This window comes from Arthrobacter sp. MDT1-49-2 (genome assembly GCF_059090185.1).
In genome coordinates this window covers 56,876-78,136 of record NZ_JBNHFK010000011.1, presented here as the reverse complement: position 1 = coordinate 78,136, position 21,261 = coordinate 56,876, and the positions used below count along the sequence as shown (strand labels likewise).

Annotated in this window: 18 protein-coding genes; 3 read left to right on the top strand and 15 right to left on the bottom strand. The window is 66.3% G+C overall.

Annotated features, from left to right (window positions below; genetic code table 11):
• Window positions 1–271: 271 nt before the first annotated feature.
• The 14 genes from AC5RTS_RS14875 to dinB all read right to left on the bottom strand — a co-directional run bounded on the left by AC5RTS_RS14875 (window position 272) and on the right by dinB (window position 17,350).
• Entirely contained in the window at window positions 272–1,396 is a 1,125-nt protein-coding gene (locus AC5RTS_RS14875; RefSeq protein WP_493992788.1) for a cell division protein FtsQ/DivIB, read from the bottom strand.
• The gene (gene murC / locus AC5RTS_RS14870) at window positions 1,386–2,828 is read right to left on the bottom strand and encodes a UDP-N-acetylmuramate--L-alanine ligase (protein ID WP_493992787.1); all 1,443 of its coding nucleotides are present in this window, start codon (window positions 2,826–2,828) and stop codon (window positions 1,386–1,388) included. The genes AC5RTS_RS14875 and murC overlap by 11 nt, the downstream gene beginning before the upstream one ends.
• Window positions 2,825–3,934 (bottom strand): undecaprenyldiphospho-muramoylpentapeptide beta-N-acetylglucosaminyltransferase, encoded by a 1,110-nt coding sequence (gene murG / locus AC5RTS_RS14865; RefSeq protein WP_493992786.1) that lies wholly within the window; start codon window positions 3,932–3,934, stop codon window positions 2,825–2,827. Before murG ends, murC begins: the two co-directional genes overlap by 4 nt.
• Window positions 3,931–5,274 carry a putative lipid II flippase FtsW gene (ftsW, locus tag AC5RTS_RS14860; protein WP_493992785.1) on the bottom strand — a complete coding sequence of 448 codons (1,344 nt, stop codon included), beginning with the start codon at window positions 5,272–5,274 and terminating at the stop codon, window positions 3,931–3,933. Before ftsW ends, murG begins: the two co-directional genes overlap by 4 nt.
• Before the next feature lies 1 nt (window position 5,275).
• Window positions 5,276–6,832, bottom strand: coding sequence for a UDP-N-acetylmuramoyl-L-alanine--D-glutamate ligase (murD, locus tag AC5RTS_RS14855; RefSeq protein WP_493992784.1), 1,557 nt, complete (start codon window positions 6,830–6,832; stop codon window positions 5,276–5,278).
• Complete coding sequence (mraY, locus tag AC5RTS_RS14850) at window positions 6,829–7,935, bottom strand: phospho-N-acetylmuramoyl-pentapeptide-transferase (protein WP_493992783.1); 1,107 nt, start codon at window positions 7,933–7,935, stop codon at window positions 6,829–6,831. Before mraY ends, murD begins: the two co-directional genes overlap by 4 nt.
• On the bottom strand, window positions 7,932–9,434 hold the full coding sequence (locus AC5RTS_RS14845) for a UDP-N-acetylmuramoyl-tripeptide--D-alanyl-D-alanine ligase (RefSeq protein ID WP_493992782.1): 1,503 nt from the start codon (window positions 9,432–9,434) through the stop codon (window positions 7,932–7,934). Before AC5RTS_RS14845 ends, mraY begins: the two co-directional genes overlap by 4 nt.
• Before the next feature lie 6 nt (window positions 9,435–9,440).
• Window positions 9,441–11,072: a UDP-N-acetylmuramoyl-L-alanyl-D-glutamate--2,6-diaminopimelate ligase gene (locus tag AC5RTS_RS14840; RefSeq protein ID WP_493992781.1), complete on the bottom strand. Its 1,632-nt coding sequence runs from the start codon at window positions 11,070–11,072 to the stop codon at window positions 9,441–9,443.
• A gap of 16 nt (window positions 11,073–11,088) precedes the next feature.
• Window positions 11,089–12,876 carry a peptidoglycan D,D-transpeptidase FtsI family protein gene (locus AC5RTS_RS14835; RefSeq protein ID WP_493992780.1) on the bottom strand — a complete coding sequence of 596 codons (1,788 nt, stop codon included), beginning with the start codon at window positions 12,874–12,876 and terminating at the stop codon, window positions 11,089–11,091.
• A gap of 45 nt (window positions 12,877–12,921) precedes the next feature.
• Window positions 12,922–13,632 (bottom strand): cell division protein FtsL, encoded by a 711-nt coding sequence (gene ftsL, locus AC5RTS_RS14830; RefSeq protein WP_493992779.1) that lies wholly within the window; start codon window positions 13,630–13,632, stop codon window positions 12,922–12,924.
• The gene (rsmH, locus tag AC5RTS_RS14825) at window positions 13,629–14,630 is read right to left on the bottom strand and encodes a 16S rRNA (cytosine(1402)-N(4))-methyltransferase RsmH (protein WP_493992778.1); all 1,002 of its coding nucleotides are present in this window, start codon (window positions 14,628–14,630) and stop codon (window positions 13,629–13,631) included. The genes ftsL and rsmH overlap by 4 nt, the downstream gene beginning before the upstream one ends.
• A gap of 192 nt (window positions 14,631–14,822) precedes the next feature.
• On the bottom strand, window positions 14,823–15,254 hold the full coding sequence (gene mraZ / locus AC5RTS_RS14820; protein WP_493992777.1) for a division/cell wall cluster transcriptional repressor MraZ: 432 nt from the start codon (window positions 15,252–15,254) through the stop codon (window positions 14,823–14,825).
• Window positions 15,255–15,536: 282 nt separating this feature from the next.
• Complete coding sequence (locus AC5RTS_RS14815; protein ID WP_493992776.1) at window positions 15,537–15,911, bottom strand: SCO2097 family morphological protein; 375 nt, start codon at window positions 15,909–15,911, stop codon at window positions 15,537–15,539.
• 200 nt (window positions 15,912–16,111) lie between these two features.
• On the bottom strand, window positions 16,112–17,350 hold the full coding sequence (dinB, locus tag AC5RTS_RS14810; RefSeq protein WP_493992775.1) for a DNA polymerase IV: 1,239 nt from the start codon (window positions 17,348–17,350) through the stop codon (window positions 16,112–16,114).
• Between the two features lie 103 nt (window positions 17,351–17,453).
• On the opposite strand from dinB, the gene AC5RTS_RS14805 reads away from it, so the two are divergent.
• On the top strand, window positions 17,454–17,966 hold the full coding sequence (locus AC5RTS_RS14805; protein WP_493992774.1) for a hypothetical protein: 513 nt from the start codon (window positions 17,454–17,456) through the stop codon (window positions 17,964–17,966).
• A 3-nt stretch (window positions 17,967–17,969) separates the two neighbouring features.
• A complete protein-coding gene (locus AC5RTS_RS14800) occupies window positions 17,970–19,097 on the top strand; it encodes a polyprenyl synthetase family protein (RefSeq protein ID WP_493992773.1) in 1,128 nt (375 codons plus the stop codon).
• 156 nt (window positions 19,098–19,253) lie between these two features.
• On the opposite strand, the gene AC5RTS_RS14795 is transcribed toward AC5RTS_RS14800, so the two are convergent.
• Window positions 19,254–19,607 carry an Rv2175c family DNA-binding protein gene (locus tag AC5RTS_RS14795; RefSeq protein WP_493992772.1) on the bottom strand — a complete coding sequence of 118 codons (354 nt, stop codon included), beginning with the start codon at window positions 19,605–19,607 and terminating at the stop codon, window positions 19,254–19,256.
• Between the two features lie 335 nt (window positions 19,608–19,942).
• Between AC5RTS_RS14795 and AC5RTS_RS14790 the strand changes: the two genes are divergently transcribed.
• Window positions 19,943–21,247 carry a LysM peptidoglycan-binding domain-containing protein gene (locus AC5RTS_RS14790; RefSeq protein WP_493992771.1) on the top strand — a complete coding sequence of 435 codons (1,305 nt, stop codon included), beginning with the start codon at window positions 19,943–19,945 and terminating at the stop codon, window positions 21,245–21,247.
• Window positions 21,248–21,261: the final 14 nt, after the last annotated feature.

Here is a 21,261-nt window from a genome sequence, read left to right as displayed (position 1 = left end):
GGCTGCCTGGGTGCTGCAGCCGCGTGTCTCCTGCGGACCGGCCGAAGCCGGCCCCGGCCGCCAACGCCCGCAGCCCCTCCACCGGCATCATGCCTGTGGTGTTCCGCGTTCCGTCCGGCCGAAAACCTTGAACCGACAAACCCTTACCTTCAACTTGAAGGTTAGAGTTATGTCAAGTAACCCTGTACTTGAGACGCTATGGGGCCGGCGGGGCATGTGCAATTACCGGGCCCGCGTGTCGGAGGAAACTTTCGCCACTGTCGGGTAGCGCTCACCTGGTCACCGGCCGGTCCGGAGCACTGACGTCGTAGACCTCAACCGGCGGATCGGTCGGCGCCATTTTCAACAGTGCTTCCAGTACCCGGGCCTTGGCAGCGTTGGCGTCGGCGCTCCCCCAGAATACCGTTTGGCCGCTGTTGAGTTTCAGTTCAACGGAATCCACGGTTTGCGCCGAGGCACTTTCCAGCCGGCCCAGGACCTCTGCCGGCAGTGCCGCCAGGACCGAGGTGATGCTGGGGAACACCTCGGCATTGACCGCCTCTGTGCCTCCGGCGATCAGGGGCAGGGGCACGGCGGCGCGGTCAGCGGCAACCGCCAGCCGGCGGCCCTGTTCATCGATGAGGACGTGCTGGGGGCCGTCCTGCAGCACGGCGACGGGCATCCGTTCGGTGACAGTGACCAGCAGTGTGGAGGGCGGCTGTGCGGCAACCTTCACCGACTCGATTTCCGGCCGGTCCGCCAGCAGGCTTTCCACATCTGCATCCGAAATGGACGGCAGGGTCCTGCCTTTGAGCGGTTCCAGCGCTGCCTCGGCCTGTTCGCGCGGCAGCAGCTGGGTTCCCTCCACCACCACGGTCTTCAACGCCAGCGCAGGCGAGAAAAACAGGAACGCGAAGAACAGCCCCGTCAGCAGCACCGCGGACACGGCGGCAATCCAGGCGTTGCGCCTGCGTTTGCGCCGGGGAGGCTCCGGGAAAGCCAGGACGGTCGCCGGCGGCTGGCGGACGGTATCCGGGGATGGATTCGGGGTTGCATTCCGGGGTGGATTCCGGGTCGGATTCGAACCTGCCGGCCCCGCGGCCCCGGCAGGGTCCCCTGCGGTGCTCCGGACCGGATTCCCCGCCGCGGCGGACCCGCGCTGGGCGGCAGTCCGTGCGGCTGCCTCCGGGCGCGGGGTCCTGGCAGACCTGGCAGCTGAGGCCTTGGCGGCGAGTGTCCGCCCGCCGGTCTTCATGCCGGCAGACCCGGCCGCTGTGCCGGCGGCCGGGTTGACGGATGCCCGCGGTGACTGCCCGCCCCGAGCCGGGCCGGGAGCAGTTTCATTTCCGCCGACCGGCAGCGCCTTGGTGGCCGAGATCGTTTCGCCGTCCTTCGCCCGGCGTTTCCTACCGGCCATCGGGGGCTTTCCCGCCGGCGTCCGCCGCAGCATCCCGGCCGCCGGAGACGGCGAGGCGCGCCACCAATTCGGCACCGAGCCGGGTGACGTCCCCGGCACCAACAGTGAGGATGACATCCCCGTCCCGGGCGCCGTCGGCCACCCGGGCCACAGCGGCTTCAGCATCCTCCACGTACCCGCCGGGGACCGTGAGGCGGGAGGTGATCAGCTCACTGGTGACCCCCTCGATCGGGTCCTCGCGGGCAGGATAAATGTCCAGCACCGTGGCAGTGTCTGCCAGATCCAGCGCCGCGGCAAACTCTGCGGCGAAGTTGCGTGTGCGGCTGAACAGGTGCGGCTGGAAGAGCACGTGGACGCGGTGCCCGTCCGCAACGGTCCGGGCCGCCTTCAGGGCAGCGTTCACCTCGGTGGGGTGGTGGGCGTAGTCATCGTAAACCCGCACCCCCCGCCCCGTTCCGCGGGATTCGAAGCGCCGGGCAGCGCCGGAAAACGTACCCAGGCCGGCAGCGGCAACGCGCGGGTCGACCCCGAGTTCCAGGGCGACGGCAAACGCGGCGGCGGCGTTGAGGATGTTGTGCGCCCCCGGCACCTGCAGATCGAGCTGCACCTGGCGGGAGCGGCCCTCAGCGGTGTAGGTCAGGGTGCTGGAGGATCCGGCCCCCTGCGGGCGGGTGTCCGAAATGCAGATATCCGCATTTTCCGCATACCCGTAGGTGGTTGCCCGGATTCCCTCGTTGCGCCTCGGGAGGGCGGCTGCCCCGGCGTCGTCCGCACAGGCGACGAGCAGGCCGTCGGCGGGCAGGAGGGCAGTAAACGCATCGAACGCCGCGAAAACGGCTTCCTCGGTGCCGTAGTGGTCCAGATGGTCCGCCTCAACGTTCGTCACCACAATGATCTGCGGTGTGTAGTTGAGGAAGGAACCGTCGGACTCGTCGGCTTCGGCCACGAACACGGGTCCGGACCCGGAGGCCGCATTGACGCCGAGGGACGCCACGTCGCCGCCGATGGCAAAGGACGGGTCCATGCCCGCTTCGCGCAGCATCACGGTCACCATGGCGGTGGTGGTGGTTTTGCCGTGGGTTCCCGCCACGGCAACCAGGTCCTTCTCACCCATGGCAGCCGAAAGTGCCACGGAGCGGTGGATAACCCGCAGCCCGCGGCGCCTGGCCGCGGCCAGCTCCGGGTTCTGCTCACGGATCGCGGTGGAGACGACAACGGTGTCGGCATCTGCCACATGCGCGGCGTCGTGTCCCACGAAGGTCCTGGCACCGAGGGCGCCAAGGGCCCGCAGCCCGGGGGAATCCTTCGCATCGGAACCGGAGACGGGAATGCCCTCTGCCAGGAGAACCCGGGCCACGGCGGACATGCCGGCCCCGCCCAATCCGATGAAGTGCACCTGGCCGAGTTCGGCCGGATTCAGTCTGCTGATCATGCCTTGGACCTGCCGCTCGCTTCGAAGATAAAGGCAGCCATGCGGCGGTCCGCGTCACGGATACCGAGGGACACGGAGGCCTTGGACATTGCTTCCAGTGCGGCCTGATCAGCCAGCAAAGGTATGAGTTTGCCGGAGATCCAGTCGGCTGTGAAGAGTGGATCCGCGACGGTCAGCGCTCCCCCGGCGGCAACCAGGGATTCAGCGTTCAGCGCCTGCTCCCCGTTGCCGTGCGGCAGCGGAACCAGTACTGCGGGCAGCCCCACGGCGCTGATTTCGCAGACCGTCCCGGCGCCGGCGCGGGCCAGGAGCAGATCCGCAGCGGCGTAGGCGGTTTCCATGCCGTCCACGTACTCCACCTGGGTGTAGCCGGGCGCCGCAAGGCGCTGCCCTGCGGAGTCCATTAGGGATTTGCCCCGGCCGGTGATGTGCAGTGTCTGGATGCCGGCTGCTGCCAGTGCCGGAAGTGCCGCTTCCACGGCCCGGTTGATGCTGGCAGCTCCGGAGGAGCCGCCGGTTACCACCAGGGTCGGTTTCTCTGCGGCCAGGCCCAGTGCCTGCCGGGCCGCGGCCCGTGCCGCGCTACGGTCCAGTCCGGAGATCTCCCGGCGCATCGGCATCCCGACGTGGACTGCCCCCGGCAGGTGCGTCTGCGCGAAGGCCACGCCGGTGACGGCTGCGAACCGGGCTCCCACCCGGTTGGCGAGCCCCGGGCGCGCATTGGCTTCATGGACAATCACCGGGATGGAACGCCGCCGGGCCGCCAGGTACACGGGGGTGGAGACATAACCGCCCACGCCCACGACGACGTCGGCTGCCGCCTGGTCCAGAATCGCGCCGGCCTGTTGGACGGCGCGGACCAGCCGCACCGGGAGCTTGAACAGGTCACCGCTGGGACGCCGCGGCATGGGCACACGGTCAATGGTGGCCAGTTCGTAGCCGGCCGCCGGCACCAGGCGCGTCTCCATGCCGGATGCCGTTCCCACCACAGTGATGCGGGTGTCGGGGCGCTCTGCCCTGAGGGCGTCGGCAATAGCCAGCAGCGGGCTGATGTGCCCGGCTGTGCCGCCTCCGGCCAGGACTACGGACAAGGGATGCTGCGTCATGGAGCTGTTGGTTCACTTTCGGGGATTTTGCGGGCAAAGGAAAGCAGGACGCCGACAGCGGCGAGGGTGAAGGTCAGCGAGGAGCCGCCATAGGAAATGAAGGGCAGCGGGACGCCGATCACGGGCAGCAGTCCGGTGACCATGGCAATGTTCACGAAGGCCTGTCCCACAATCCATACCAGGATGCCGCCGCAGACAATGCGGATGAACGGATCGGTATGGCGCATGGTGACGCGCACCGTGGCCACGGCGAGGACGGCGAACAGGCTGACCACCACAAGGGTGCCCACCAGCCCGAACTCTTCGCCGATGATGGCGAAGATGAAGTCATTGTGCGCTTCCGGTATCCAGTTCCATTTCTGCCGGCTCTGGCCGATGCCCACGCCCAGCCAGCCGCCGGAGGCCAGGGCATACATGCCGGCATTGGACTGGTCGCAGAGACCGGTGCTGCAGTCCAGCTTCAGCCATGCGCTGATGCGGTTGGACCGGTTACTGCTGACCACCGACATCAGCAGGGCGCCCGCAGCGGCGGCAGCGAAGAGTGCACCCAGGAAACGCATGGGTGATCCGGCGAAGAACAAAGCCGCCAGCATGATCAGTCCCATGATGATCACCGTGCCGAGGTCGCTGCCGGCCATCACCAGCACGATCAGCAGGCCGCCGCCCGGGACCACGGGGATCAGGGCATGCTTCCACTCCGTGACCAGTGCTCCCTTGCGCGAGAGAACCGCGGCGAACCAGATGGCCATGGCCAGCTTTACCGCTTCCGAGGGCTGGCCCGTAATCGGGCCGATCTCGATCCAGTTCTTGTTGCCGTTCACTTCCTTGCCGATCACCAGGACCAGTATCAGGAGCAGGACGCCCACGAAATACAGCGGCCAGGCCAGGAACCGGTACTGCCGCGGCCCCAGCCGGGACAATCCCAGCATCGCCACGATGCCCGCGGCAGCGAACAGGGACTGCTTCAGGAACAGGTCGAAGGTGGTGGCGGCGCCGGCGTCGCTTCCCGCTGCTGCGGCAATTGACTCCACTGAGGACGCTGAGAGGACCATCATCAGGCCGATGGCCGTCAGGGCCAGGGTGGCGCCCAGGATGGTGTAGTAGCTGGAGCCGGTGGCGCTTCGGCCGCTTCCTTCAAGGAAGACCAGGAAGCGCTCCCTCCGGGACACGCGTTGCGGTGCTGCGTCAGCGGCGGCGGAGGTGCCGCCTTTGCCGCCCGGCCGTCCTTTGACCGCTGCGGAGCCCTGTCCAGTCACCGCGCCCTTGCCGGTTCCGGCGGGGTCCGCAGGAGCCCGGCGCAGTGCCGGTTTGCGTTTGCTGCCGGTGGGCGTGGTGACCACTCTAGGGCTCCTTCGGAGTCTGTGCCTGTTCCGCTGCCTGTTCCTCTGCCTGCCGTCCGCCCACGTACCCTGCCACGGCTTCGATAAAAGCCTCGCCGCGGTGGGCATAGGAGGTGAACTGGTCCATGGACGCCGCTGCCGGTGCCATCAGGACCGTATCTCCGGCTTCCGCCACGGCCGCGGCTGCCGCAACGGCACGGACCATGATCTCCTCGGCGCTGGTAACAGGTTCTTCCTGCCCACCAGTCTGCGCCGGGAGTGCCTCCACCACCGGCACATCCGGGGCGTGTCTTGCCAGTGATGCCCGCAGGTCCCCGGTCTCCACACCGATCAGGACCACTGCCTTGAGGCGGTCCCGGTGGGCTGCGACCAGATCGTCGTATCCCACGCCCTTGGACAGCCCCCCGGCAATCCACACCACACTGCTGAAGGCTGCCAGTGAGGCAGCGGCGGCATGCGGGTTGGTGGCCTTGGAGTCATTCACCCAAAGGATGTCTTCCAGCCGGGCCACCGGCTGGATCCGGTGGTCACCGGGCGCATAGGCACGCAGCCCGTCGCGGACGGCCACGGGCTCGACGCCGTAGGCCCGCACCAGTGCAGCGGCCGCCAGCGCGTTGGCCACCATGTGGCGCGGCGCGTACTCGCCCAGATCGGACATGGACGCGAGCTCGGCAGCGGAATCCTTGCGCTGCTCAATGAACGCGCGGTCCACCAGCAGTCCTTCGACCACGCCGACCATGCTGATGGCGGGTACACCGGTGGTGAATCCCACGGCCCGGCAGCCCTCCACCACGTCCGCGTTCTCCACCATGGACTCGGTTTCGTACTGTTCGGCGTTGTAGATGCAGGCAACCTGCGTGTTTTCGTAGATCTTGGCCTTGGCGTCCCGATAGGCCTCGTAGGAACCGTGCCAGTCCACGTGGTCTTCGGCCAGGTTCAGGCACACGCTGGCCAACGGCGAGATGGAGTGCGTCCAGTGCAGCTGGAAGCTGGAGAGCTCCACGGCAATGGCGTCATAACCTTCCGGATCGCGGATGGCATCCAGGATGGGCGTGCCGACGTTCCCGGCGGCAATGGCCCGCAGCCCGGCGGCGCGGAGCATGCTTTCGGTCATGGTGACGGTGGTGGTCTTGCCGTTGGTACCGGTGATGGCCAGCCACTGGGCGGTCTCGCGGCCCTCGCGGATACGCACCCGCCAGGCCAGCTCGACGTCGCCCCAGATGGGGATGCCCGCAGCCTCGGCCGCGGCCAGCACCGGATGCGTCGGACGGAAGCCGGGAGAGGTCACCACCAGCTCCGCGGCTTCGCCCTCGACCCGCGGCAGTGCCGCGACGGCGTCGGCGCCAAGCAGCACATCAGCGGCGCCGACAATGCGCAGGGTGTCCGCCTTGGCGCGGTTCTCCTCCGTATCGCGTGCGTCCACAACGACGACGCGGGCACCAAGCTCAATGAGGGTGTCGGCCGCGGAAAAACCGGAGAGCCCGATGCCGGTGACCACAACGCGCAGTCCGCTCCAGTCGGCATCCCAGGTTGTCAGTTCGGAAAGGGGTGCGCTCAATTTCCTACCACCCATTCTGCGTAGAAGATGCCCAGTGCCACGGCGACGCACAGGCCGGCAATGATCCAGAAACGGACCACTACAGTCACTTCGGCCCAGCCCTTGAGTTCAAAGTGGTGCTGCAGCGGAGCCATCTTGAAGACACGTTTGCCGCCGCTGATCTTGAAGTACCCCACCTGGATGATGACCGAAAGGGTGATGATCACGAACAGGCCGGCGAGGATCACCAGCAGCAGTTCCGTCCGGGAAAGGATGGCGAACGCGGCAATGGCACCGCCGATGGCCAGCGAGCCGGTATCCCCCATGAAGATCTTCGCCGGAGCGGTATTCCACCACAGGAAGCCGATCAGGGCACCGGCCATGGCGCCGGCCAGCAGGGCCAGGTCCATGGGGTCGCGCACCTCGTAACAGACGGCACCGCTTGCGGTCGGGGCACCGCAGCTCTGGTTGTACTGCCAGATGCCGATCAGGAAGTATGCACCGAATACCAGCACCGATGCGCCGGCGGCGAGGCCGTCCAGCCCGTCGGCCAGGTTCACGCCGTTGGTGGTGCCCGTGGTGATGAGCAGGGACCAGATGACGAACAGGATCGCGCCGATGATGGTGCCGGCAAAGGCCAGGTCCACTCCCGTGTCACGGACAAAGGAGATGGCCGTCGACGCCGGTGTGCGGCCCTGGTCGTTGGGGAACTGCAGCGCCAGAACTGCGAAGGCAATGCCCACCGCGGCCTGCAGGATGATCTTCGCCGTGGCGTTCAGGCCGAGGCTCCGCTGCTTGGAAATCTTGGTGTAGTCGTCAATAAAACCGACCAGGCCCATACCCACGGTAAGCAGCAGGACCAGCAGTCCGGACGCCGTCGGGCTGAAGGAGCCGAACCCCAGCATGCCGCTGATCAGGTGGGTAAGGAAGTACGCAGCCACCACTGAGGCCACAATGACGGCGCCGCCCATGGTGGGGGTGCCGCGCTTGGTGTGGTGCGAGGTGGGACCGTCGTCGCGGACGAACTGGCCGTAGCCTTTCCGCACCAGGAACCGGATAAACAGGGGTGTGCCGGCAAAGGCGAACACCAGGGCCAGTGATGACCCGACGAGCAGGGAGATCACTTCGTTTCGCCTCCGGTCCCGTGGGTACGGACCGGCGGGACAGCCGAATCGGTGGAAGTCAGTGCTGCAGAGGTCAAGGCTATCCGATCGCCGAGGAAGCGCAGTGCCGCCCCGTTGGAGGATTTGAACAGGACAATGTCGCCGGGTGCCAGGGAGTCCTCGAGGATGCGTTCAGCTTCCTCGGCCGTTTCCACGAAAGTGGACTCATCCCCCCAGGAACCCTCCATCACGGCACCGGTGTGCATGGCACGGGCGCCAGAGCCGACAACGATGAGTTTGGAGATGTTCAGCCGGACGGCGTACCGCCCGATGGCATCATGCTCGGTGACGGAATCATCACCGAGTTCCAGCATCTCGCCCAGCACCGCCCAGGTGCGGCGTTCCCGGCCGAGTTCGGCCAGGGTGCGCAGGGCGGCGCGCATGGACTCAGGGTTGGCGTTGTAGGCGTCATTGATGACGCTGACGCCGTCGGCGCGGTCGGTACGTTCCATCCGCCAGCGGCTCGCCGCGGTACGCCCGTTGAGGCCGGCGGCAATCTGCTCCCCGGGGATGCCCGCGGCATAGGCGGCAGCCGCCGCAGCCAGCAGGTTCGCCGTGTGGTGGGCACCGATCAGCCCGGAACGGATCGCGTGCGTGCTGCCGTCGGGGAGCAGCAGCGTGAAGACCGGGCGCCCCTCGGCGTCGGTGCCGGCGTCCAGGGCGCGGACTGCGTTCTTGGCGCCGTGCGCTTCCTCGGGCGAGGAGGTGAAGTACAGTACCGGCGCAGAGGTGCGTGAGGCCATGGCGGCCACCCGGACGTCGTCGGCGTTGAGGATGGCGGTGCCGTTTTCGGGCAGCGCCTCGACCAGTTCGCCCTTGGCAACGGCGATGTTCTCCACCCCGCCGAATTCGCCGGCGTGTGCCGAGCCCACAAACAGGACAACCCCGATGTCGGGCTTGACGATGTCGGCCAAGTAGCGGATGTTGCCGATGCGCGTGGCACCCATCTCCATCACGAGATACCGGGTGCCGTAGTCGGCGGTAAAGACGGTCAGCGGCAGTCCCACCTCGCCGTTGTAGGAACCCACGGGGGCCACCGTGGGACCCGCGGCGGCCAGGACGCCGGCCAGCAGGTCCTTGGTAGTGGTCTTGCCGGCGGATCCGGTGATGCCGATGACGGTCAACTCACCGGAGGCGCGCAGGCGGCGGATGATCTCCGCGGCCATGGTGCCCATGGCGAGGACAACGTCCGGCACCATTACTGCCGGGAAGAGATTGCCGGCGTCGTCGCTCACCGGGCGTTCCACGAGGGCGAGCTGCGCCCCCTGGTCAAATGCTGCCCCCACAAAGTGGTGGCCGTCGGAATTCTCTCCGGGCTTGGCTATGAAGAGCGAACCCTGCGTGGCCTCGCGTGAATCCGTTGTGGCGGAAGTCACGGCGAAACCGGTGCCCTGCGCAGCGGGCCCGATGAGCTCGCCGCCTGTAATTGCCGCTATTTCGGCTGCATTAAGTTCAATCATAACGATTTAGGACTCTACCCCGTCGCTTGTCAGGGCACTGAATCCGTATCTTGTCAAAGCCTGCCGCAGTTCCACGCGGTCATCCAGGGCCAGGTTCTCACCCATGACCTCCTGCCACACCTCGTGTCCGCGTCCGGCCACCAGGACGGTGTCCTGCGGGCGGGCAAGCTGGACGGCGCGGTCGATCGCGGCCGCGCGGGGTGCAACTTCCTCGATCACGCTGGTAAGCCCCTCACCGGACTGCGCTGCGGTTGCACCGCGGAGCACATCGGCTCGGATGGCCGCGGCGTCCTCGCCGTGCGGGTCATCGTCGGTGACCAGAACGACGTCGGCCAGCCGGGCGGCGATGGCGCCCATCAGCGGGCGTTTGGTCTGGTCCCGCTCACCGGTGGCACCAAACACCACGATGACCCGGGCATCTGCGTCCGGGCGGCGGACGGAAGCCAGGGTGCGGGTCAGCGCATCGGGGTTGTGCGCGAAGTCAACAATCGCGGCCGGCTCCTCGCCGATCAGCTGCATCCTGCCGGGCACCTCGACGGTGAACGGATCATGCGCTGCCAGAGCCAGGCTGATGTCCTCGGCCGGAACCCCCGCGGCGCGCACCATGACGGTTGCCAGCGCCGCGTTGGAGACGTTGAACCCGCCGGGCAGGGCAGTGGAGACACGCAGCTCCTCCCCCGCCGGGCCACGCAGGACGAACGAGTGCCCCAGGCCGCGCGGTTCCACCTCGGTGACGTTCCAGTCCGCGCCGTGGTCGGCGCCGTCGGTGGCCAGGGTCAGCACAGGCACACCGGCAGTGGCTGCCATCCGGGCGCCCCACTCGTCATCCACGGTGACCACGGCCTGCCGGGAGCGGTCCGGCTGGAAGAGTGCCGCTTTTGCCGCGAAGTACTCCTCCATCGAACCGTGCAGGTCCAAGTGGTCCTGGGTCAGGTTGGTGAACCCCGCGACGTCAAACCGCACACCGTCCACCCGGCGGTAGGCGATGGCGTGGGATGAAACCTCCATGGTCGCGGCATCGAGTCCGCGTTCGCGCATCAGGGCAAGCAGCCCATGCACCTGCGGGGATTCCGGGGTGGTCAGGACGCTGGGGATGGATTCGGCGCCGGCCCGGATCTCGATGGTGCCGATGAGCCCGGTGGTGCGTCCGAGAGCCTGCAGGAGGGAGTTAAGGAAGTAGGACGTGGTGGTTTTGCCGTTGGTGCCGGTAATGCCGAACAGTGCCGGGCGCGGCCCGTCCGCGGGAACGCTGTCAAAAACTGCGGCGGACAGCGGACCGACCAGCCTGCGAACGTCGCCTGCCACGAATACCGGGATGCCGGGTTTCCCCAGCTCGGCGAGACCGGCGGCATCGGTCAGCACCGCGGCCGCACCTGCGTTCTCTGCCGCCTGCGCAAACCGGGCACCGTGATGGTGCGCGCCTGCCACCCCTACGTAGAGGTCACCGGGGCGCACCTCGCGGGAATTGATGCTCAGTCCCGTCAGCTCGGTGGCCCAGCCTCCGTCGCCGGTGCCCGGGGCCGCCGCGACGTCCCGCAAAGCCGCCGGCAGACGGTCTACAGCCGTGCGCACGGTAACGGGTTTTACCGCTGCAGGACGCAGCCCGGACCCGGCAAGCCGGTTTTCACTTGTTGGCACTTCGTTGCTCTCCGATTTAGTACTCAATGGGGTAGGTCTCCGGCTTTCCCGTGGAGGGCGGCACGTTGCTGCTGACAAGCGCCTGCTCCATGACCTTCTGGAAGGACTGCCCCGGAATGATGTAGTAAAGGTCGCCCTGCGGACGCTGGAGGGTCACCACAACCACGTACTTGGGATCCTCCAAAGGTGCAATACCAGCATAGGAGAGCGTCGAGCCGCTGTAGCCGCCGTTGGGACCGGGAGCCTCGGCGGTGCCTGTCTTGGACCCCACCCGGTACTGCTCCAGCGCCCCCGTGGCGCCCGAACCGTCCTTGGTTACGGTCTCCAGCATCCGCCGGACCTCCGCCGCTGTCTCCTTGGACACAACGCGCGTTCCCTCGGGTTTTTCGACCGGTTTCTCCGTCCCGTCCTCGTTAATCACGGAGTCAATGATGCTGGGGGGAATGCGCACGCCGTCGTTGGCAATGGTCTGGAACACACCGGCGGTGTGAAGTGCCGTTTGCGTGAGCCCCTGGCCGAAGAGCACCGTGTACTGCTGCCGGGTGTCCCATTCGTCGGGATCCGAGAGGATGCCCGAGGTTTCCCCGTTCAGCCCTACGTTCAGGGGTTGGCCGATGCCGAACTTCCGCAGCCAGTCGTACCGTTCCTGCGGGGTGAGCTGCTGTCCGATCATGACCGTGCCGGTGTTCAGGGACTTTGCCAGCACCCCTGACGCGGTCATCCGGAGGTCGCCGTGCGGTGCGGCGTCCTTGAACGTCTGCCCGTCCACGGTGTAGTTCGAGCCGATGGCAAATTGCGATTCGGGGGTGATCAGGCCCTCTTCGATGGCGGCGGCCATGGTGATGACCTTGGTGGTGGATCCCGGCTCGAAGGAATCCGTCACGCTGCGCGCTTTGCGGGACTCCGCGGGGGTGGCGCCCGGGTTGTTGGGGTCCACCGTGGTGGATTCGGCCAGGGCAACCACCCTGCCGGTCTCCGCCTCCATCACAACGATGTTGCCCCACTCGGCGTTGTATTCCTCCACCTGTGCGGAAATGGTCTGCTGCGAGAACCACTGCAGGTCCTGGTCAATGCTGAGCTTGATCGACTGCCCGTCCTGCACAGGCTCATCCTCGTTGGTGGCGTAGGGAATCCGGATACCGTCCCCGCCGATTTCATAGGTCTTGCTGCCGGCTGTGCCGGCCAGGATCTCATCCTGCGTCAGTTCAAGACCCTCCTGGGCGCCTTCCGTGCCAAGGAAACCCACAATGGACCCGGCAACGGCGCCCGAAGGATAGGTGCGCAGCGTGGTGCGGTCCGCATAGATACCGGGGAACTTCACCGCCAGGACCTTTTCCTTGATCTCCGGAGTGACGGTCTTGGCAACAAAGTTGAAGCCCTTCTCCCCCAGTACCGAGGAACGCAGGGTCTCGGTGTCCTGGCCCAGGATGGCCGCAAGCTCCTCGAAGCCCTGGTCGAAGGGAATGTCCTGCAGGACACCTTCGGCGTCGCGGCGCTGGAAGACCTCGTCCTCGGCGTAGGGCTGCGACAGCCGCTGGTCAACCACAATGTCGAAGCGTTCCACACTGCGGGCCAGATAGTTGCCGTTGGCGTCGAGGATGCTGCCGCGCAGCGCCGGGACGCTCACCGTGGTGAGCCGGTTCGCGACGGCGTCTTCGGCCATACCGGCCGGGTCCAGTGCCTGGACCTGGAAAAGCCGGAGGCCAAGAACGGTCAGGAGAACCAGTGCTGTGATCAGTCCTGCCCGCAGCCGCTTGGCAACGAGAGCCACCCTGTGGTTGTTCGGGCCGGATGTCTGTGCCACAACGTGTCCTCGTTAATACCTAAAGTTGATGCCTGCCGGCCTGTTTCAGTTTCCGCTTCTCTGGACCGGAGCAGGAATGGTTCCGCCGTTCAGGTCCGCTTCGGGAACGGCGTCCGGTGCCGGTTCCCGTCCGTCCTCCGCTTCCGGTGCGGCGGCAGCGGCTTCACGTGCAGCTGCCTCCTCCTTTGCTTCGGCTGCCCTCACCGTATCCGGTGCCGGTTCCGGAATCACGGAAGGCGCGGGGGTGACCGGCTGGGTCAGGACGCTGGGCGCACCGATCTGCGCGGGCGCCGGATCGCTGTCCTTGGCCGGTTCGGGGGTGCCGGTGACCGCAAGTGTCTGCAGGTCAATGGTGCCGAAGGACGGAGAGGACACCATGCCGAGCTCCCCGGCCGCTGCGGCCAGGACCTGGGGTGCCTGATGATTCTCGATTTCCTGAGTCAGCGCCTCATTGCGCTGGGTAAGTTCGGTTTTCTGGCTTTGCAGTTCCACCAGTTCGTACTGCCCGCTGGACACGGAGATATTGAGCAGCAGCACGGAGGCGAGCCCAAGCACCAGGGCCGCGAAGCAGAAAACGGCAAACGGTGCCCGCTTCCTGCCGGCAGCCGCGGGAACCAGGGAGAGCGGCGTGCGGCGCCTGGGCGCCGCCGGCTCCTGTGCCGGGGCAGCATCCCAGTCGAGGGTACGTGCCGTATTGCCTACTACGGCATTCGCGGCAGAAGTACGGTATCGGGCCGTTGGCCGACGTTCACTCATTTTTCCCAGGCCCCGTCCATGGATTCGCGAATACGTTCTACTGCCCGCAGCTTGGCGGAGGCGGCGCGGGGATTCTCCGCGATTTCCTCCTCCGTAGGCACCTCGGTGCCCTTGGTCAGCCGCTTGAGCTGGGCTTTGTGCTGCTCAAGTTCCACGGGGAAGCCAACAGGTGCCGAGGAGCGCGCGCCCGCGGCGAATACTCCCTTGACGATCTTGTCCTCGAGGGAGTGGTAGGACATCACTACCACTCGGCCGCCAAGGTTCAGGACGGAGAGCGCCGCGGGAATGGCGCGTTCCAGCACGTCCAGTTCCTCGTTGACTTCGATGCGCAGCGCCTGGAAGGTCCGTTTGGCCGGATGTCCCCCGGTGCGCGCAGCGGCAGCAGGCACCACGCCCCGGATAGCCTCAACCAGTTCGCCGGTGGTGGTAAAGGGTTTGGCCTCGCGGGCGGCGGCAATGGCCGAGGCGATACGCCCGGCGAACTTCTCTTCGCCCCACTTGCGGATGATGCGTACGAGTTCCGCTTCGCTGTAGGTGTTGACGACGTCGGCCGCGGTGCGTCCGCGGGTGGTGTCCATCCGCATATCCAGCGGCGCGTCATAGGAGTAGGCAAAACCGCGGTCGCGCTCGTCGAGCTGCAGCGAGGAGACACCCAGATCGAACAGCGCACCGTCAATCCCGTCGAAACCGAGGTCCAGGACCACGTCGGCTACTTCGTCATACACCGCGTGCACCAGATCGATCCGGTCGGCAAACGGCTCCAGCCGCTTGCCTGCCAGTGCCAGTGCCTGCTGGTCACGGTCGATGCCGATCAGGTGGAGCTGCGGAAAACGCTGCAGCATTGCCTCACTGTGCCCGCCCATGCCCAGGGTCGCGTCGACGACGACGGCCCTGCCGTGGTCCGCGACGGCACGTTCAATGGACGGGGCAAGGAGATTGATGCAGCGGTCGCGCAGCACCGGAACATGCCGTTCCTCGGTGGGGCGCTCTTCGCTCATCTTGGGTTTCCTTAGGTTGTGGTGGTGCCGGTGGTCGAAGCCAGTCAGCGGGTGAACCGGGCGATTCTTGAACCAGACCCCCATCCGCGCCTCACCTGCCGGCCGCCTGGCTCCGGGGAAGGGAAGCCAGGTGGGCGGCGGTGGGGCGGCTGGAGATCTCATCCAAGATCGGGCCGGTGCTTGCCGGTGGTGCTAGAAGATCCCGGGAATCGTGTCCTCGTCGGTTTCCGAGAACGCGGTTTCCTGTTCCTCCAGGTAGTTCTGCCAGGCACCCGCATCCCAGATCTCGGCCCGCGTGCCTGCGCCGATGACGGCCAGTTCGCGTCCGAGTCCTGCGTACGTCCGCAGTGCCGGCGGTATGGTGACCCGGCCCTGCTTGTCTGGTACTTCATCGGAGGCTCCGGACAGAAAGACCCGAATGTAGTCACGTGCCTGGCGGGAGGAAAGTGGAGCTTCCCTCATCTGGTCGTGGACCCGTTCGAATTCCTTCTGGCTGAAGACGTAGATGCAGCGTTCCTGACCTCTGGTCAGGACGAGGCCGTCAGCCAGTTCCTCGCGGAACTTGGCCGGCAGGATCAGCCGCCCCTTCTCATCCAGACGCGGTGAATGTGTTCCCAGGAACATCAGTCACCACCCCGTCTGATCGGGGGCAAACCCCTCGAGTACCGCCCCTACCCTCTTATGTCCCCCACTTTACTCCACTTCCCTCCACAGTCAACGCTCTGGCGTGGTGATTTCCGGGCGCGTCGGATCCGAAAACCCGCGAAATTCCGCGGATACCTGCCTGTGGAGCGGGGTGGAGGGAATTCCCCGCGGTGTGCAGGTCCCGGGCACAAAAAAAGACCCGCCGTGGCGGGTCTTTTTCGGGATCGGAGCATCGGCCCAGGGGCCGGCCGGCGGGCCCGCTTAGGGCTGGTCCCGCTTACGCTCGTCCCACTTGTTTTCGAGGTTGTTCATGAACCCGCGCTGGGAAGTGGGCTCACGTTCCTTCCGGCCATCCGTGGCTTTGGGCGGGTTCTTCCGACCGCGCGTGGTCGCGTAGTAGACCCCGGCGCCCATGACGAGGAATCCGATCACGCCCACGACAATGCCGGCTTCAGTAATGCCCAGCAAAAGCACTGCCAGTCCCAAAACCGCCATCAAGGCACCAAGCACTATGCGCCTCGTCGAGATACCCCGGCCAGCCGACGTCGCCATCGAGTTCGCGAATTTCGGGTCCTCGGCGTGTAGTTGCTGCTCCAGTTGATCCAGCAAGCGCTGCTCGTGTTCCGAGAGTGCCATTGCTGCCTCCTTGCCGTCCGATTCTGCCCCTGTAAACCAACCAACGAACGTGTGGCGCCGGGTGTTCCCTGCGCAGGCCCGCTGCTGCTTTGCACTTATTCCAAGGATAGGGTGCAACGGGTCCCCACGAAAGCGGCGCATCTACCTAATCGGTCCAGGGCACGGCGCCGGTCTCCACCGCCCGCAGTTCCTCCCGCCGGTCAGTCCCCCGGGGCGGCTTTCCTTCCGTCCGTTGTCCTTGGTTGGGCCGGAGCGATGAGCCTGGCCGGAACAACTCCCATTTCGCCGAACCGCCGGTTAATCCGGTCAAGGGCGTCCTCGGTGGAGCGCCAGTTATCTTCCCTGCCGTCCAGTGTCAGCTGCATGGCTGCACCCTGGGCCGGTTCCAGCTGTTCGGCCCGGAGTCCGATCAGGCGCACGCTTTGCGGCCGCTTGCCCAGGGCCGAGAGCAGCCCCCTGGCAGCTTCGTAGATCATCTGGGCGCTGTCCACCGGCTCGGTCAGGGTGCGGCTGCGGGTCAGCGTTGTGAAATCCGTATACCGCAGCTTCAGGGATACCGCACGGCACTGCAGGCCGGCGGCACGCAGCCGGACAGCGCTTCGATGAGCCAGTCGCAGCAGTTCGGTGCGCAGCACCTCGTCATCGCTGACGTCCCTGGCGAAGGTTTCCTCTGCACCAATGCTCTTTTCCTTCCGGACAGGGGTCACCTGACGGGCATCCCGTCCCCAGGACAGTTCGTACACATGATCGCCCACAGCGCCAAGCAGCCGGCGGAGAACGCTCGGCGGAGTGTTGGCTACGTCAGCCACAGTGGCAATGCCTACCCGTGCCAGGACTTCGCGGGTCTTTGCGCCCACTCCCCACAGGGCGGAGACATCCAGAGTGTGAAGGAAGTCCACGGTCTGCTCCTTGGGAACCAGAAGCAGACCGTTCGGCTTACACCGCGTGGAGGCGATCTTGGCCACGAACTTGGTGGCGGCAATGCCCACGCTTGCCGTCATGCCCATCTCTGCTGCCACCCGTTCGCGGATCAACTCGCCGATCTCCCTGGGCGCACCCAACCTGCGCATGGACCCGGAGATGTCCAGGAAAGCCTCATCGACACTGAGCTGCTCCACCAGCGGGGTAATGGATTCAAATATCTCCATCAGCTTCCTGCTGAAGGAGCGGTAGACCTCCTGATGCGGTTCCAGCACGGTGGCCTGCGGGCACTGGCGCCGGGCAACGGCCATCGGCATGGCCGAACGGACCCCGTAGCGCCTCGCCTCATAGGAGGCGGAAAGGACCACGGACCGGCCGCCGAGTCCCCCGACGATCACCGGCTTGCCGAGGAGGTCGGGGCGCTTTAGCAGTTCCACGGACACATAAAAGGCATCCATGTCCACATGCAGGATGGTGCAGTCGCGGTTGCCGCTGCCGCCGTCGGGGCCTTTGCTCACCCCTTCATCGTAGCCACCGGCACCCCCTGTCCGCCTTCCTGCACACCCGCGGCGGTCACCTAGACTTGGGTGCAGGACCCTGACCCCCACCGAGCGGAAATCAATGAAAAAGTCCCTGACTGCGCTCTCTGCCGTTCTCCTTCTCCTGGTTGCTGCCGGATGCACCGAGGAAGGCGGCACGGATTCGGCCGCCTCTGCATCCGCGGGCCAGACTGCAGGCGCCTCCCTCCCGGCGGAGTCCGGACCCGCCGCCACTGCCAGTGCGTCCCCCTCCCCGGTAGCACTGGCGGACGGGTTCCCCACTGCGCTGATTCCCGTGCTGGACGGTGCCGAGATCCGCTCCAGCACTGTGGACCGGACCGGCACGCAGGTGAGTGCCGTACTGGTTGAATCCACGACGGCGCCGCCCGCGGACGTGTTCGCCTTTTACGACAAGGCGCTCACGGCGCAGGGGTTCACCGCTGCTGAGTCCGCTGCCGGCGCCCCGGCATCACGGGACTACATCCGAGCCACCTCGGCGGAACCCGAAACTGTAAACGTGACGGTCACCGCACGGAACGGCGAACCTTCCACGGTCACCGTTGGCGCCACCGTCCTTGCCGAGTCGGTGAAATAACCCGTGGCTGACTTCCCCTCCTCCCCCGCCCGGAGCACCCCCGCCGTCCACACCCCGGAACAGGAGCAGGCTGCCTACCGAAGCCTGCTGGCCGAGGAGCTGGAAAGCTTCCTGGCAACACAGCATGAGGTCCTCTCCGAGGTCTCCGAGGAAGCGCTGCCGCTGCTTCAGGCAGTGCATAACCTCTCTCGGGGAGGCAAACGGCTCCGTGCCCTCCTTGCGTACTGGGGCTGGCGGGGAGCCGGCGGCGAACCGCTGGATGCAGCCGCGGTCCGTGCGGGGGTGGCCCTGGAACTCTTCCAGAGTGCAGCACTGATCCATGACGACATCATTGACCGTTCCGATACCCGCCGCGGCGGCCCCAGCGTGCACCGCACCTTTTCACAGGCACACCAGGACGCCAACTGGCACCTGGACGGATCACACTTCGGTTCGTCCGCGGGCATCCTCGCCGGGGATCTCTGCCTGGCATTCAGCGAGGAAATGTTCTCCGCCGTCGGCGCTCCAGCGGCCCACGGCACTGCGGCCCGGCGGATTTTCAACCGGATGCGCACCGAGGTGATGGCCGGCCAGTACCTGGACATCCTCGAAGAGGTGGTCGGACCCAGCCATGAGCCCGAACGCGCCGTTGTCCGGGCGCGGAACATCCTGCGGTACAAGGCGGCCAAGTACACCACCGAGCATCCACTGACCCTGGGCGGTGCCCTGGCCGGCGCCAACGAGGAACTGCTGGCGGCCTACTCGCGCTTTGCCCTTCCCCTGGGCGAAGCCTTCCAGCTCCGCGACGACGTGCTTGGGGTCTTCGGTGATCCGCAGACTACCGGGAAGCCGGCGGGTGATGACCTGCGCGAAGGCAAGCGGACAGTGCTCATTGCCTATGCCCTGTCCGGCGGCGGCGAGGATGCGCGGCGGGAGATCGCCCTCCGCCTGGGCGACCCCGCCCTCGACGACGACGGCGTGCGGGTGCTCCGCAGCGTCATTGAGGACAGCGGAGCGCTGGCGGCTACCGAAGCCCTGATCAGCAGCCACACCGAGGCTGCATTCGCAGCACTCGAGGCCCTCCCCGTGGATCCCGTGACGCGGTCGGCGCTGGAGGCACTCGCCCACTCTGCCGTTCGGCGCAGTTCTTAGATCCGGGGCGGTTCCCCAACAGAAAACGGCCCCGCCCGAAGGCGGGGCCGTTCCCTGTATTTTGCGTCGATCGGTGCCGATTATCGGCTCCCTATATCTCCATATATACGGTTATATACAGGGAGCCGGAATCCCGCCGGACGCGGGGGCCGCCTGCTACCAGGCCAGGGCCTGGGCCCGGCGCCGGATCTCCGTCTTGCGGCCTTCACGCAGGGCATCCACGGGGCGGCCAGGAAGAGTGTCATCCGCGGTGAAAAGCCAGCGGATCATCTCGTCGTCCTGGAAGCCTGCGTCATTGAGTACCGAGATGGTGCCCTTAAGGCTGTCCAGGATGGCGCCGTCGTTAATAAAGGCAGCGGGGACGCTGCGGATCTTCCGCTCCCCCAGGCGCACGGCCACGAGGGCCCGCTCCTCCAGGAGGCTATGCACCTTGTTAATGGGCAGGTCGAGTTGTTCAGCCACGTCGGGCAGGGTCAGCCAGTCAGAAACAAGTTCCTCAAGTTCATTCACCCTTCAAGGGTGCCATGTCCGCCGAATCCGGGCCACTTGGGCATTCCGACGCGTAAAAGAAACCCTAAATCCGATACTCAGGTATTGTCCCCGAGCCTGCTTGGTGTAAATTCACATGAGTACCTGAAATCACATGTGTAACCTAAGCAACACTAGTCACATAAGCCACAGGCACCATACCTGTTGCACTACTTGTTTTTGTCCCACGGATTTGCGGTAAAGGCCGCGGCCATCACAGATGAGGAAACAGCAACCCTATGAACGCTGAGTCGACAACGGGAACGCCTGCCGCGCGCCCCGCTGCAACCGGAATGCCGCGCAAACTGAGTGTTGCCGTGACAACCGCCGCGATTCCTGCAGTGATGATGTCCGCGCTGGCCCTCGCAGAACCCGCTGCCGCTGCTCCTGTCTCTCCGCAGAACACGCTGTTCCCCCAGCTTCCGCTGCAGGCCATCAAAAACCTGAATACGGGTGCAGCGACCGGCGTCGCCGCTTCCCAGCTGGCCACCCAGGTCCCCGCCACGCTCGCTGCCGAATCCTCGGTGCCGGCCACCCACCGCATTGCCGCCGGCGATACCGTAACCTCCATCGCGGCCCAGTACGGCCTGTCAGTGGCCGAGGTGCTGCGGGTCAATAACCTGCAGCCGTCGTCCCTGATCTTTGCCGGCAAGGAGCTCCGCCTTACCGGAACCGCGGCCCCCGCTGCTCCCGAGAAGAAGGCCGGCCAGGAATCGGGCACCTACACGGTGGTTTCCGGGGATACGCTCAGCGCCATTGCGGCCCGGCACGGTGTTGCCCTGTCCAGCATCCTCGCTGCGAACAACCTGACCCTCACATCGGTCATTTACCCCGGCCAGTCCATCGTGGTGAAGGGAGCAGCCCCGTCGGCGCCGCCCGCCGCTCCCGCTGCGCCCGCAGCACCGGCACCCGCCGAGGTCCAGGCCGGCGGCGCGACCGCCGATACCTACACAGTGAAGCCCGGCGATACGCTCGGCGCCATCGCCGCGGAACACGGCGTGAGCCTGTCGAGCGTCCTCGCCGCCAACGGCCTGAACTCCTCTTCCGTCATCCGTCCCGGACAGCAGATCAGCGTCAGCGGCGTCGGGACCGTAAGCATTGCCTCCTCGGCACCGGTAGCAGCGGCCCCGACGGATCTGGTGCCCAGCACGTTCCTGCACTACACCTACCCCGAGCACGTGGTGGCCGGTGCCAACCTGAACAAGCAGACCCTGAACTCCCTGCCCGTGCCCAGCCGCGCCGAGATGCAGCAGATCGTTGCCAATACCGCTGCGCAGATGGGTGTCGATCCCGCTCTCGCCCAGGCCTTCGCCATGCAGGAGTCCGGTTTCGATCAGCGCGCTGTCTCCCCCGCCAACGCCATCGGCACCATGCAGGTCATCCCGTCCTCGGGCGAGTGGGCCTCCCAGCTGGTGGGCCGCGAGCTGAACCTGCTGGATCCGTATGACAACGCCACGGCCGGCGTCGCCATTATCAGCGCGCTGATCCGGACCAGCGACAGCCTGGAGAACGCCATTGCGTCCTACTACCAGGGCCAGTACTCCGTGACCACCAACGGCATGTTCTCCGACACACGCAGCTACGTCAGCTCCGTGCTGGCACACCGGGCCACCTTCCAGTAACCGGAAGAACCGCA

Coding starts and splice junctions, on each gene's coding strand:
- murC (WP_493992787.1), bottom strand. CDS start 2,828: ATGATCAGCAGACTGAATCCGGCCGAACTCGGCCAGGTGCACTTCATC.
- mraZ (WP_493992777.1), bottom strand. CDS start 15,254: ATGTTCCTGGGAACACATTCACCGCGTCTGGATGAGAAGGGGCGGCTG.
- murG (WP_493992786.1), bottom strand. CDS start 3,934: ATGACGCAGCATCCCTTGTCCGTAGTCCTGGCCGGAGGCGGCACAGCC.
- AC5RTS_RS14875 (WP_493992788.1), bottom strand. CDS start 1,396: ATGGCCGGTAGGAAACGCCGGGCGAAGGACGGCGAAACGATCTCGGCC.
- ftsL (WP_493992779.1), bottom strand. CDS start 13,632: ATGAGTGAACGTCGGCCAACGGCCCGATACCGTACTTCTGCCGCGAAT.
- AC5RTS_RS14845 (WP_493992782.1), bottom strand. CDS start 9,434: ATGATTGAACTTAATGCAGCCGAAATAGCGGCAATTACAGGCGGCGAG.
- rsmH (WP_493992778.1), bottom strand. CDS start 14,630: ATGAGCGAAGAGCGCCCCACCGAGGAACGGCATGTTCCGGTGCTGCGC.
- AC5RTS_RS14815 (WP_493992776.1), bottom strand. CDS start 15,911: ATGGCACTCTCGGAACACGAGCAGCGCTTGCTGGATCAACTGGAGCAG.
- AC5RTS_RS14805 (WP_493992774.1), top strand. CDS start 17,454: ATGAAAAAGTCCCTGACTGCGCTCTCTGCCGTTCTCCTTCTCCTGGTT.